The organism is Arthrobacter sp. ISL-28 (genome assembly GCF_018613875.1).
In the GTDB taxonomy this organism is placed as follows: Bacteria; Actinomycetota; Actinomycetes; order Actinomycetales; family Micrococcaceae; genus Arthrobacter.
Map to the genome: position 1 here is coordinate 1 of NZ_JAGGPJ010000026.1, position 12436 is coordinate 12436.

At 63.6% G+C, this 12436-nt stretch carries 10 protein-coding genes and 1 pseudogene; 5 read left to right on the top strand and 6 right to left on the bottom strand.

Annotated elements, in window-relative coordinates; translation table 11 throughout:
- The 3 genes and pseudogenes from J7E80_RS16870 to J7E80_RS16880 all read right to left on the bottom strand — a co-directional run.
- Positions 1–242: SDR family NAD(P)-dependent oxidoreductase (locus J7E80_RS16870; RefSeq protein WP_215053395.1), on the bottom strand; the 242-nt coding region annotated here is incomplete at its 3' end.
- Between the two features lie 133 nt (positions 243–375).
- Complete coding sequence (locus J7E80_RS16875; protein WP_251037009.1) at positions 376–1620, bottom strand: glycerate kinase; 1245 nt, start codon at positions 1618–1620, stop codon at positions 376–378.
- A 106-nt stretch (positions 1621–1726) separates the two neighbouring features.
- A pseudogene (locus tag J7E80_RS16880) lies at positions 1727–3391 on the bottom strand (L-lactate permease).
- 174 nt (positions 3392–3565) lie between these two features.
- Between J7E80_RS16880 and J7E80_RS16885 the strand changes: the two are divergent.
- From J7E80_RS16885 to J7E80_RS16900, 4 genes are all read left to right on the top strand, one after another.
- Positions 3566–4240, top strand: a complete 675-nt coding sequence (locus J7E80_RS16885) for a GntR family transcriptional regulator (RefSeq protein WP_215053396.1) — start codon at positions 3566–3568, stop codon at positions 4238–4240.
- 174 nt (positions 4241–4414) lie between these two features.
- Positions 4415–5311, top strand: a complete 897-nt coding sequence (locus J7E80_RS16890; protein ID WP_215053397.1) for an RNA polymerase sigma-70 factor — start codon at positions 4415–4417, stop codon at positions 5309–5311.
- Positions 5312–5457: 146 nt separating this feature from the next.
- Positions 5458–6201: an SDR family oxidoreductase gene (locus tag J7E80_RS16895; RefSeq protein WP_215053398.1), complete on the top strand. Its 744-nt coding sequence runs from the start codon at positions 5458–5460 to the stop codon at positions 6199–6201.
- 147 nt (positions 6202–6348) lie between these two features.
- The gene (locus J7E80_RS16900) at positions 6349–6528 is read left to right on the top strand and encodes a hypothetical protein (RefSeq protein WP_215053399.1); all 180 of its coding nucleotides are present in this window, start codon (positions 6349–6351) and stop codon (positions 6526–6528) included.
- 80 nt (positions 6529–6608) lie between these two features.
- Here J7E80_RS16900 and J7E80_RS16905 read toward each other — a convergent pair whose 3' ends face one another.
- From J7E80_RS16905 to J7E80_RS16915, 3 genes are all read right to left on the bottom strand, one after another.
- The gene (locus tag J7E80_RS16905) at positions 6609–9116 is read right to left on the bottom strand and encodes an FAD-dependent oxidoreductase (protein WP_215053400.1); all 2508 of its coding nucleotides are present in this window, start codon (positions 9114–9116) and stop codon (positions 6609–6611) included.
- Between the two features lie 37 nt (positions 9117–9153).
- Positions 9154–10125: a formyltetrahydrofolate deformylase gene (gene purU, locus J7E80_RS16910; RefSeq protein ID WP_215053401.1), complete on the bottom strand. Its 972-nt coding sequence runs from the start codon at positions 10123–10125 to the stop codon at positions 9154–9156.
- A 278-nt stretch (positions 10126–10403) separates the two neighbouring features.
- Positions 10404–10760 carry a bifunctional 3-phenylpropionate/cinnamic acid dioxygenase ferredoxin subunit gene (locus tag J7E80_RS16915; RefSeq protein WP_215053402.1) on the bottom strand — a complete coding sequence of 119 codons (357 nt, stop codon included), beginning with the start codon at positions 10758–10760 and terminating at the stop codon, positions 10404–10406.
- A 232-nt stretch (positions 10761–10992) separates the two neighbouring features.
- Between J7E80_RS16915 and J7E80_RS16920 the strand changes: the two genes are divergently transcribed.
- Positions 10993–12252, top strand: a complete 1260-nt coding sequence (locus tag J7E80_RS16920; protein WP_215053403.1) for an NAD(P)/FAD-dependent oxidoreductase — start codon at positions 10993–10995, stop codon at positions 12250–12252.
- Positions 12253–12436 lie beyond the last annotated feature (184 nt).

Sequence of the window (12436 nt, forward strand, 5' to 3'; positions counted from 1 at the left end):
GCGAAGTGGATGACGGCGTCGACGGTGTGCCGGGAAAAGATCCGGTCGACGGCGGCCTCGTCCAGGAGGTCCACGGGGTGGAACGCGGCTTCCTTGCCCGTGAGTTCGGCGACCCGGCGCAGCGACTCCTCGCTGGAGTTCGCCAGGTTGTCGATGACCACCACCTCGTGGCCGGCTTCCTGCAGGGACAGAACTGTGTGCGAGCCGATGTAGCCGGTACCGCCAGTGACCAGAATCCTCATCATGAAACCTTCCCGTTTCGCTATTGCTCAAAGCTGCCCGTAACGGGCGCACAAACACTTCGAGCATAGCAACACTTTCTCACAATTCAACACAATTTCGATCATTGTCTGTCATTTCCCCTCGGGGTGGCATTCAGTGGTCGTCCGTTTTTTTCGTGCTGCATGTGGACGTGACGTGCTTCGTGTCGAGAGCAAGCGTCTCGACGATCCTTCGTCCGGCGGCCTGGAGTGCTGTCCTCGCTAAAGCGGCGTCCTGGGAGGTGTCCTGAGCCGTGATGTCCTGAAGCGCCGTGACGCCGGCGAGGCCAAGGCTGCTGGCCTCTCCCTCGCCAAGGACTGAGCAGCCGACAACGGCCCAGACGGGCGTGTTTGCGGACCGTTTGCAGACGGCCGAGATGAGTTTGCCGTCGGGTGTTTGGGCGTCGAGGCGTCCTTCTCCGGTCACGATCAGGTCGCATTGCCGGGTGTGATCATCGAAATCCAGTAGGTCCAGGAAGTAGTCGGCGCCGGATACGAGTGATCCGCCCAGGAGCAGAAGACCGAAGCCGATGCCTCCGGCGCTGCCGGCTCCGGGCGTATTGGCAAGGGCAGGCGCATCGATATGCGGGATGGTCGTGCAGGCTTGGACGAGCGAGTGGAGGCCTCGGTCGAGTACCGCGACCAGATCATCGTCCGCTCCTTTTTGCGGTCCGAAGACGTGCGCGGCCCCTTGGACTCCGCGCAGCGGGTTGGTTACGTCACTGGCGCCGATGAGTTCAATTCCCTCGAAGTCGAACGTGTTCCTGAGGTCGACGTGGACTATTCGGTGAAGTGAGCCGCCGTCCGGTTCCACCAGACGCCCATGTTCGTCCCGAAACTCCGCTCCGAGGGCGGCAAGCATTCCGGCCCCGCCGTCGGTGCTGGCACTGCCTCCGAGGGCAACCACGATGGTTTTCGGCTGCAGGAACGCCGCGGCCAGGATGGCTTCGCCCAAGCCCCTGCTCGACGCTGCCAAGGGACGTAACGGGCCCTGCAATGTCGCAAGGCCGCAGGTTCCTGCCACCTCCACCACCGCCGTTGTTCCGTCAAAGGCGATCTGCGCGTGCTGCACGTCGCCGTCGGCGTTGTGGGCCTCAACCGTTTTCACGCTTGAGCCGGCGAACACGGCTGCCTCGACGCTTCCGTCTCCGCCATCGGCGAGGGGGAGGACTGTTACCTGGACTTGTGCGTCGGTGGTCAGGGAGGCGATGCCGGAGCGGACGGCTTCGGCGACACCGAGTGCGCTCAGGCAGCCTTTGAACTTGTCAGGGGCGACTAGAACGCGCACGGGGCGCGGTGTGGCGGAGCGGAAACGCGGACCGTTCTCCTCGCCCCGGCGTTCCATTGTGAGTTGATGCATGCTGTTTTTCTCCTGTGCGCTGTTGGGTGTTTGGGCGGACGGGTGTTCGTCCAGGTTGTGTGTTTTTGCATCAGTGGTGAAGGCATCAGTACTGAAGGGTGTGCCACTAGGGGACCATCCATCCAAGAACGGGCGTGGATTGGAGGTAAACGAGTCCCAGGAACAGGACGAGGAGGCCCAGGCTCCAGCCGAGGAGTTTGCGGAAGATATCCCCCTCCCGGCCGGACATTCCCACTGCGGCGGCGGCGACCGCGAGGTTTTGCGGCGAGAGCATCTTGCCGAGGACTCCGGCTGAGGAATTCGTCGCCGCAGCAAGAGCCGGGTTCAGTCCCGAATGCCCGGCGGCGGTTACCTGGAGAAGGCCGAAGAGCGAGTTGGATGACGTGTCCGAGCCGGTGATGGCTACGCCGATCCATCCGATCAGCGGGGAGAAGAGGATGAACAGCCCGCCGACTGAGGCAAGGGCGAAGCCCAGGCTCGCGGTCTGGCCGGAGAGGTTCATGACGAAGGCGAGCCCTAGAACGGACATGACCGTCACTATCGTGAAGCGCAGCTGGATCAGCGTGTCCTTGTAGGCTCTCACTGCTTCGGTAAACGTGATCCGGTAGCAGGCGGCGACAAGAACACCTGACAGGAGCAGGAGGGACCCTGTGGCCTTGATGTGGTCCAGCTTGAACATCTGGGCTGCGACGGGGTTCCCGTTGGCGTCCACCACGTTCAGCCCCGACCAGGCGAAGGTGACCGATCCCATCGCTGAGAGCAGGGACTTGACCAGAGGGACCTGGCTGATTCCGAAGACCGCGATGATGATGAGGTACGGCAGCACCGCAAGGAAGGTAAACCGGCCGCCCGAGCGGGAGGTGCCGGTGTCCAAGCGGGTGATGGTCTGGGTGGTTCCGGCCGCGGACAGCGCCCGGGCCTGCTCCGTTCCAGAGGCTGCCGTTGCGAAGACCGGTTCGTTCTTGGGTTTCCACCAGCGCAGGGTCAGGAGTACGGCGGGGACGGTGGCAACGGAGGCCACGATGCCGGTCAGTTCGGCGGCGATGAAGTTGGACGTCAGGTATTGGGCGACGGCGAAGACCACTCCGGCGACCAGGGCTACCCGCCAGGTTTCACGCAGGCCGCGCCGGCCGTCAACGAGGTAGACCAAGATGAACGGAACGATGACGGCGATAAAGGGAGTCTGGCGTCCGGCCATCTGGGAGAGAGTGTGCATGTCGATGCCGGTCACAGCCGCGAGGGTCACGTCAGGGGCCGCCATCGATCCGGATGCCACCGGAGCAGTGTTGGCCAGCAGCGAAACCAAGGCTGCCTTTAGCGGCTTCATCCCTGCAGCCATCAGCATGGCCGCGGAAATGGCGACGGGTGCGCCGAAGCGTGCCAGGGACTCCAGCAGGGCGCCGAAGCAGAACGCGATGATGATCGCCAAGACCCGCTGATCGTTCGAGATCTTCCGGATGCGCGCCCCAGGACCTCGAACCACCCGGCGGTGACAGTCATCTTATAGATCCACAGGGCATTGATCAGGATCCAGAGGATCGGAATCAGGCCGTAGAGCACCTTCGGCAGTGGCACTGAACAGCTGCAAGACGGGCATGCGCCAGACCAGCGCCGCGGTCACCATTGACAGGGCAAGGGCCGCGACCGCCGCAATGTGGGCCTTCACGCGGAACGCTCCGAGGCGCACAAAGAGCAAAATCAGCGGGGCCGCCGCCAGTATCGCCGACCAAACCAGTGAGTTTGCCAGTGGATCAAGCACTTGTTGGAACATTCGAGGTCTCCTCGTTGAGAGCGGACGCCGGTTCAGGCTGGCGTGATGTGTCTAACAAAGCAAACAGCATTAAGGGTGTATTTGTCTAGCAATCCGTAAAATATTGTCTAGCAATTACTGGTAGATCTGCCTAACAAAAGGCGATAAAGTGTCGGGGAGACCAAGGAGTTTTTCGTGACATCCCAGCCAGCGGCCGCATCCCGCGTCGATGCCATAGCGGACGACATTCGCTCGCGGATTCTGCGCGGTGAATACCCAGGTGAAACCTCCTTCACCGAAACCGACGTCGCCACCCGCTATGACGTAGCCCGGCCCACTGCGAAGGCAGCAATTGAGAAGCTGGTTTCCGAATCAGTGCTAGAGCGCCGCACGAACAAGACAGCAAGAGTCATCAAACTTGGACCTGAAGATGTCCGTGACATCTACTTCACGCGGGCGCGGCTGGAAAAAGCGGTCCTCCTGCAACTCGCCCAGGCACGTTCAGTTCCGGCCGGAGCAATAGCCGCCCAGCGCGAACTGGAGCAGCTGGACGGCAGCTCCGGTTTTGACACGGTGGACCCGGACATGCGCTTTCACATGGCACTCGTGGACAGTATCGGCAGTCCACGAACCAGCCGCATGTACGGCTCGCTCGTATCCCAGGTCAAACTCTGCATGGCCCAAATCCAGGGCCTCCACCTCGTCCAGCCCGAACGCATCATCAAGGAACACCAGCACCTGCTCGAACTCATTGAGGCCGGCGACGGCGACGCTGCCAGCAATTTTCTCGACGAGCACCTGAGCCGCCCCAGAGAGCGCCTTGTGGCCGCAGTTGGGGGAGTGCCAGGGCCCGAGGCGTTCCGGGACTAGTCTTAGGAGGGCGCCATTCGCCCGACGCCCCGTGAGGCCTCCCCTCCGGGGAATGCGTGAGACCGCTTTCGATCAGAAATGAGCGGCCGTTGGGTGCCGATCGGAGCTGTGGGGTACTACTCGGGCCACGCTATGGCTGCCGTGCTCCACAATTGGAGCAGTAGCATAGGGCACATGGATGCCGATTCCGGCTCAGCCTCTGAATTAGAAACGGCATCGACGATATTCGCTGATGTCCGTTCCCGCTTGTTCGGGATCGCCTACCGCATGCTCGGGAGTGTCAGCGAGGCGGAGGACATCGTGCAGGAGGTGTGGATCCGATGGCAGGCCTATGATCGCAGCACCGTGCGGGATGCGCCGGCGTTCCTGGCGGCCACCGCCACCCGGCTTGCCATCAATGTTGCGCAGTCGGCACGTGTTCGTCGTGAGATGTATGTCGGACCGTGGCTGCCGGAGCCCGTGGACACGAGCTCCGACCCTGAACTGGGCGCCTTGCGCGGTGAAGCCCTCCAGTTTGCTGTGTTGCTGATGCTGGAGAAGCTGTCGCCGACCGAACGGGCCGCGTATGTGCTGCGGCAAGCGTTCGACTACCCGTACGAGCAGATCGCGGAGATCATCCAACAGACGCAAGCGAATGCGCGCCAGTTGGTGAGCCGGGCGCGCAAACGCCTTGCTGAGGAGAAACGCGCTGCAGTGAGCGTGCGGGAACAGCAGCGTCTGCTGGAAGCATTCCTGGCTGCGGCGCGGACCGGCAATCTGGCCGCACTGGAAGAACTCTTCGCCGCTGACGTCGTCAGTTACTCCGACGGCGGCGGTAAGGCTCGCGCTTCCAAGTTTCCTGTTGTCGGAAAGGAACGGGTCGCGAAGTATCTCAAGGCATTCGCGTCGCGCTTCTGGCTCGGTGTCGATATTGAGCCCTTCATGGCCAATGGCCAGCCTTCGGCACGTCTGACACGGGACGGGGTGGTGTTCGCGGTCGTGACGATCACGGTGTCCGCCCAGGGTATTGATCGGCTGCTGTGGATGATGAACCCGGACAAGCTGTCCGGGGTTGCAAGGGTTGGCGCCTGACTTTGCCATTTTGGGCCTGTGATCGACACTCGTTTAGCTGATCGGTCCAATTTGCCTCAGGCTGTCACAGATTGAGTTGGTATCCGGTCTTAGCTGGTGGACGGGATGTCACCACATTCCTATACGCCACAAACGGAAGGAAGATCATGAAGATCGTAGTCATCGGCGGCACGGGCCTGATCGGCAAGCACGTAGTGGAGAGCCTAAGCAGTCAGGGCCATGAGGCGATCGCGGCCTCCCCATCTACTGGAGTGGATTCCGTGACAGGTCAGGGACTGGATGAGGCGATGGCGGGGGCGGATGTCGTTGTCGACCTCACGAACACTGCCGATTTCGATGAGAAGGTAGTCGTCCCCTTCTTCTCCGCCTCATCCCGCAATCTTCTTGCTGCCGAGACAAAGGCGGGTGTGGGACACCATGTGGCTCTGTCGATCGTTGGAACCGACCGTATCGGGGCTGTCGGCTACTTTGCCGGAAAAACTGCCCAGGAGAAGGCAATTAGAGAAGGCGGAGTGCCGTACACAATTCTGCGGGCTACTCAGTTCTTCGAATTCCTCCCAGCGATCGCTGAGGCCGCAACACGCGACGGGTCGGTGTATGTGACAAGTCATCTCATGCAGCCGATGGCTGCTGCCGACGTTGCTCGTATTGTGGCCGAGACGGCGGTCTCGGCGGCGATTAACGGCGTTCTTGAAATGGCAGGCCCTGAGCGTGGAGGGATCAACGAATTCGTGTCCCGGGTTCTCGCGGCCCACAATGATCCCCGCCCAGTGGTCATTGATACCGAGGCGGGCTACTTCGGTATGCCAATTGAAGAGACGAGCATCGTTCCCCTCGGCGAAGCACGCATCGGGGACATCTCTCTCAAGGAGTGGCTGAACCAGCAGTAGCCGGACCCAGCGGGGTGTCCTTCGCGGCGGGCGTTGAAGGACGCCCCGCTCCGCACTATGGACATCCCTGGTGGGCGGTGCCACCATGGCCGGAGAAATGGCGGGCTGCTCGGCGGCCTCGCTCGGAAGTGCAGGGTGGAGAAACCAATGTCAGGGTCCATAGATCTGATCGTGGAGCAATATCATCGAGCGCTCGATGAGGTCGTCAAGGGAGATCCCGCCCCCAAGAAGGAGCTGATTTCAAGGCGGGATGACGTCAGCCTCGCCAATCCGCTCGGCCCGCCTGTCCGGGGCGGGGAAAACGCGAAGTACGCCGCCAACCCTTGAATAAGGTCCGAAAAAGTCACCCACCCACAGATTCCTGTGAGTGGGTGACTTCGCGGTATGCAACCGGCGGAGGGAGCGCGTCAGCCGCGCAGCCGCTCCATGCCGGGGTCGAACAGCGGCTCGGCAGTGACCGTGGCCGCGAGGCGCTTGCCAAAGTATTCGATCTCCACCGAGTCGCCGATCTCGACGCCGGCCGGCAGCCAGGCGTAGGCGATCGGCTTGCGCACGGAGTAGCCGTAGGCGGCGCTCGTGACGTATCCGGCGGGATCGCCGTTGACGTACACGGGTTCCTTGCCCAGCACCAGGGAGGTTCCGTCGTCGACCGTCAGGCAGCGGAGGGCCCGGCTGGCGGGCTGTTCCTTCCGGGCAGCCAGCGCCTCGGCCCCGACAAAGCCCACCTTGTCCTTGGCGATGGAGAACCCGAGGCCTGACTCATAGGGGTGGTGCTCGGAAGTCATGTCCGTGCCCCACAGCCGGTAGCCCTTCTCCAGCCGCATGCTGTTGAACGCCCCGCGGCCGGCGGCTATGATGCCATGCTCCTGCCCGGCCTCGAACAGCAGGTCCCAGAGCTTGAGGCCGTACTCCGCAGTCGTGTAGAGCTCCCAGCCGAGCTCGCCAACGTAGGAGAGCCGCATGGCCGTGACCGGGATGCCGCCCACCGAAATTTCCTTGGTCCGGAAGTACTTCAGGCCCTCGTTGCTGAGGTCGTCGCCGCTAACCTTTCCGATCACCTCACGTGCCAGCGGCCCCCACAGCCCGATGCAGCAGGTGCTGCCGGTGATGTCCGTGACGTGGGCCCATTGCGAGGGGTCGGCAGCTGCCTGCTTCCTGGCCTCGACCCGGAGGTAGTCGAAGTCGACGTTGCTGTTCACGCCAAGCTGGAACGTCTCCTCATCGAGCCTGGCCACGGTCACGTCACTGCGGATGCCGCCGTCGTCCGCCAGCAGGAGGCAGTACGTCACCGCACCGGGCTTCTTGGCGATGTTCCCGGTACTGAGGCGCTGCAGCAGAGCCTGCGCGCCGGGGCCGCTGACGGACAGCCGCTTCAGCGGCGTCATGTCATAAAGCCCGACGGCGGTGCGCGTCCTCCACGCCTCGGCCGCCGAAATGGGGGAGGAATACAGGGCGGACCACGGGTCGCGCTCGGGGGCCTGCCACTCGGCCGGAAGTTCCTCCAGCAGGCCGCGGTTGGCCTCGAACCAGTGCGGGCGCTCCCAGCCGGCGGACTCCAGGAAGAAGGCGCCGAGCTCCTTCTGCCGGACGTTGAACGGGCTGACCCGCAGGTCCCGCGGGGACTCCTTGGGCTGGAGCGGGTGCATCACGTCGTAGATCTCGACGAAGTTCTGCTGGGACGTTTCGCTGACGTATTCGTCGCTGGTCTGGACCTTTTCAAAGCGGGTGAGCTCGCAACCGTGCAGGTCCGTGCGGGGCTGTCCGTCGACCAGGAGTTCGGCCATGGCCTTCGCCACGCCGGCGGAGTGGGTGACCCAGACAGCCTCGGCGACGAAGAAGCCCGCGACATCGGGTGCCTCGCCCATAAGCGGGCCGCCGTCCGGGGTGAAGGAGAAGATGCCGTTGAAGCCGTCCTGGATCTGTGCCCGGTGCAGTGCCGGCAGGAGGTCCTGGCTGTCTTCCCATGACTGGGCGAAGTCTTCAAGGGTGAAGTCAAGCCGGGACGGCATGCGGTGCTCGGACATCTCATCCGCGCCGATCTTCGGCAGCGCTTCCATGTCCACGGGCATGGGGCGGTGGGCGTAGCTCCCAATGCCGATGCAGTCGCCGTGCTCGCGGTAGTAGAGGTCGCGGTCCTGGTAGCGCAGGATCGGCATGCCTGCCCCGTTGGGCATCTCGTTCCGGCCGGCAAGCTCGGGTACGGCCGTTGTTTTGACGTACTGGTGCGCGAGGGGCAGGAGCGGCACCTTCAGGCCGACCAGCTTGCCCAGTTCACGCCCCCAGAAGCCGGCGCAGGAGACCACGATGTCGGCCGGGATGACACCCGAGGAGGTCTCGACGCCGGTGACCTTGCCCGCCCACTGCGCGATGCCCGTGACAGTGGTGGAGCCAAGGTATGTCACTCCGGCGTCACGGGTCCGGCTGATGAGGAGCTGGACCGCGCGCGCAGCTGACGCCAGGCCGTCCGACGGCACGTACAGGCCGCCGAGGACTTTGCGGCCATCGGCAAAAGCGCCGCTGTTCAGCAGCGGCCAGTGCTTCTCGCATTCGTCCGCGTCGATGAGCCGGCCATCGATTCCCCAGGAAGTGGCGTAGCCGAGCTTGCGCTTGAGGTCCTCAAGGCGGCCCTCGGTGGTCGCCAGTTCCAGTCCACCGAGCTGGTTGAAGCAGGACACTCCGTTGGCGCTGAGGGAGAGCAGCTTGTCCACGGTGTAGCTGGCAAACTCCGTCATGGTCTTGGACGGGTTGGTCTGGAACACGAGTCCGGGTGCGTGCGAGGTGGATCCCCCGGCGAGTTCCAGCGGACCCTGTTCGACGACGGTGATGTTGCTCCAGCCCCGGCTGACGAGTTCATCCGCAAGGTTGGTGCCGACGATGCCGGCGCCGATGATGACTACGCGTGGTGATGCGCTCATGTTTAGTGGTTCTCCTGGTTCGCGTTTGCGGAAAAAGTTAGCGGAAGACGACGGTGCGGGTGTTGTTGAGCAGGACGCGGTGCTGGCAGTGCCATCTGACCGCCCGGGACAGGGCCTGCGATTCGGCGTCCCGGCCCACCGTCACCAAGGCGTCCGGATCCAGGCTGTGGTCCACCCGGAAGACTTCCTGCTCGATGATGGGGCCTTCATCCAGCTCCGGGGTGACGTAGTGCGCCGTGGCGCCCACGAGTTTCACGCCGCGGTCGTACGCCTGGTGGTAGGGCTTGGCGCCCTTGAATCCGGGCAGGAAGGAATGGTGGATGTTGATGGCCCGGCCGCGCAGAGACCGGCACAGGCCGTCGGAGAGCACCTGCATGTAGCGTGCCAGGACCACCAGGTCGGCATCGTATTCGGCGATGAGTTCGAGCAGGCGCGCCTCGGCCTCCGGCTTGGTCGCGGCGGTTACGGGAACGTGGATGAACGGCAGCCCGGCCGCTTCGGCCATAGGGCGCAGGTCCTCGTGGTTTGAAACCACGACGGCGATCTCCGCACCCAGGCTGCCGGCCCGCCAGCGGAAGATGAGGTCGTTGAGGCAGTGGCCGAACTTGGAGACCATCACCAGCAGCCGCTGGGGCCGGCCGTCGTGGATGCTGAATTCCATGCCGAACTCCCCCGCCGTCGCGGCGAACTCGGCGGTGAGGCCTTCGGCGGTCCGCTGGTTGAGCCCTTCGGAGCCTTCGAAATCGCCGTGTGCCCGGTCAATGGATTCTATTCTGCTGCCGGTGAAGGCGGTGCGCAGATACAGCTTCCCGCTGACATGGTCATCGAACTGCTGGTGCTCCACGATGTCGAAGCCACGGTCGGCCAGGAAGGTGGTCACTGCCCGAACGATGCCCGGGCGTTCCGGGCAGGCCAGGGTGAGGACGAATTCAGGGGTGCGGGCTTTGGCTTGCGCTGTGGCCCCGGCGGCGGCGCTGACGGCAGGCCGGTTCTCAAGAACTGTGGTCATGGTGTTTCTCCTACTTGGTGGCTGCGACGTTGGCGGCAGGACTGTCTGCGGCTGCGGCGAAAGTGCGCCTGTTCGTCTTCGGTCTGGCGGAGTTCGTGCAGGAATTGTTCGCAGGCTTCAGTCTCGGCCGGGATGGCGCCAGGGACTCGTCGTTGAGTTCCCGGCCGTCCTCACGACCTATCCCACCCGAGGGGTGGGAGGGGGCCTGGTCTAAGCCGGGTGTCACCGGCAAAGGTGGTCTCGCTGTTGAACGCCACGACAAAGCCCTTTGGCCGAATTCATTGGCTGACATGGCCGTTGACCGTCAGGCCAGGGGGGAGGTTGGGAGCCTCGTCGGATTCGGTAATCATGATGTCGCCGTCGATGACGGTCACTTCGTGCGTGCGGACGGGCAGCTTGGCCGGCGGAGCGTCGATATTGCCTGTACGCAGGTTGAACCGGGAGGCGTGCAGCGGGCATTCGACCCAGCAATCCTCCACCCAGCCATCGGCCAGGGAGGCGTCCTGGTGCGTACAGGTGTCATCGATGGCAAAGAGCTCACCATCTTCTGTGTGGAAAACAGCGATGGGCGGCGAGGTTTCCAGGCGGAGCGCCTCCCCGGGTGCCAGTTCGCTGAGCGGGCATGCCTTGTGCATGAGTGGACCTCAATTTCTTTGGGCGATCGTCGGGAACCTGGCGCGGGTTCCGTATTGATCAACAGTCATCGCAATATGCAACAGCGTGCGCTAGCTCACACGGGTTGTCAAGGTGTTTCTTGTCTGTTGCGGAGCCTGGGCGTCCGGCCTTGACAGTTAACGTGGCATGGATCACGCTGTTGCATATAACGAATGTTGTTGCGCAAGAAGCAATTGAAGGAGGCTGTTCGAGATGCAGACGCTTGCGATTGTGGGAGCCTCGCTCGCGGGGCTTTCCGCCGCCCGGGCAGCCCGGGCCCAAGGCTTCACGGGACGGCTGGTCATCATTGGCGATGAGCCGCACCGCCCGTACGACAGACCCCCGCTTTCCAAGGACTTCCTGCTCGGCGCCATCACGGCAGAAGACCTTTTCCTGGAATCCGAAACCGACGAGCTGCAGGCTGAATGGCTGCTCGGAGGAGGGGCCGTATCGCTGGACGCCGGATCACGGATCATCACCCTGAAGGACGGAAGCACTCTCCAGGCTGACGGAATCGTCATCGCCACCGGCGCCCGTGCACGTCAGCTGCCCACTCTGGCCGGGTTGAGCAATGTGTTCTCCCTGCGCACTCTCTCGGACGCACAAAGCCTTGCCCCGGAGCTGGTGCCCGGAAGCAGTATGGCCGTCATCGGTGCCGGCTTTATCGGGGCAGAGGTTGCCGCCGCCGCGGTGTCCCGCGGCATGGAGGTCACCATGATCGACACCAAACCCGTGCCCTTCGCCGCCCAGCTGGGAGCCGAGATGGGCGCAGTGGTGGCAGCGCTCCACGCAGCCAACGGCGTGGAACTGATCTCCTCCGCAACTATCGAGGATTTCTACAGCTATGAAGGGAATGTCACGGGCCTGCGGCTCTCCGGCGGTCGCTATGTCGCCGCCGACGTCGTCGTGGTCGGCATCGGTGCCGAGCCCAATATCGGCTGGCTGGCTGGTTCGGGACTTGAGCTTGGTGCCGGCGTCGTGTGTGATGCCATGGGCCGGACGAACATTCCGGGCATCGTTGCCGTGGGGGACTGCGCCGCGTGGTTCGACCAGGCAGCCGGAACTCACCGCCGCATCGAGCACTGGACCGGCGCCCTCGAGCGCGCCGCCCTTGCTGTCCGGGCGCTGCTGGATCAGGACGCCCTGGAGCAGCCGGCGAAGCCGCATTATTTCTGGTCAGACCAGCACGGCGTCAAGCTGCAGTTCGCCGGGCACTCGGCTGGTTACGACCGCCTCGAGATCGAGGCCGGGGACGCCCTCGCCCACAGCTTCCTGGCCGTGTACTACCGCGAAGACGCACCGGTGGCAGTTTTGGGCATGAACCAGCCCAAGTTGTTCACGAAGTGGCGGCGGAGCCTCGGCTCGCCGGCCAAGCAGGCGGTGCCGGCCCACCAAGCTGTACCGGCCCAGCGGGAAGGGCTGGCCGCCGGGATGGAGCAGCCCGCACTGGTGGGGGCCGCCGTCGGCTCTTGAACTGCCGTCATCCGAAAGATCATCCCCCGGCGTCCTGAGCGGGCCGGTTCTGAAATCCGGCCGTTCCCCCCTGAGTTTTGACCCGTTTCGTTGATTTGTTAGTCGTGTTTTTGTTTGGAGGACAAATTGTCTGTTGAGGTAACAACCCCGAGTCTGATCCCCACTTTGCCTGGTTCCACCTATG

Excerpts from the sequence above, each read along its gene's own strand:
- J7E80_RS16920 (WP_215053403.1), top strand. The coding sequence starts at position 10,993 with ATGCAGACGCTTGCGATTGTGGGAGCCTCGCTCGCGGGGCTTTCCGCC.
- J7E80_RS16900 (WP_215053399.1), top strand. The coding sequence starts at position 6,349 with ATGTCAGGGTCCATAGATCTGATCGTGGAGCAATATCATCGAGCGCTC.
- J7E80_RS16890 (WP_215053397.1), top strand. The coding sequence starts at position 4,415 with ATGGATGCCGATTCCGGCTCAGCCTCTGAATTAGAAACGGCATCGACG.
- J7E80_RS16915 (WP_215053402.1), bottom strand. The coding sequence starts at position 10,760 with ATGCACAAGGCATGCCCGCTCAGCGAACTGGCACCCGGGGAGGCGCTC.
- J7E80_RS16905 (WP_215053400.1), bottom strand. The coding sequence starts at position 9,116 with ATGAGCGCATCACCACGCGTAGTCATCATCGGCGCCGGCATCGTCGGC.
- J7E80_RS16895 (WP_215053398.1), top strand. The coding sequence starts at position 5,458 with ATGAAGATCGTAGTCATCGGCGGCACGGGCCTGATCGGCAAGCACGTA.
- purU (WP_215053401.1), bottom strand. The coding sequence starts at position 10,125 with ATGACCACAGTTCTTGAGAACCGGCCTGCCGTCAGCGCCGCCGCCGGG.
- J7E80_RS16875 (WP_251037009.1), bottom strand. The coding sequence starts at position 1,620 with ATGCATCAACTCACAATGGAACGCCGGGGCGAGGAGAACGGTCCGCGT.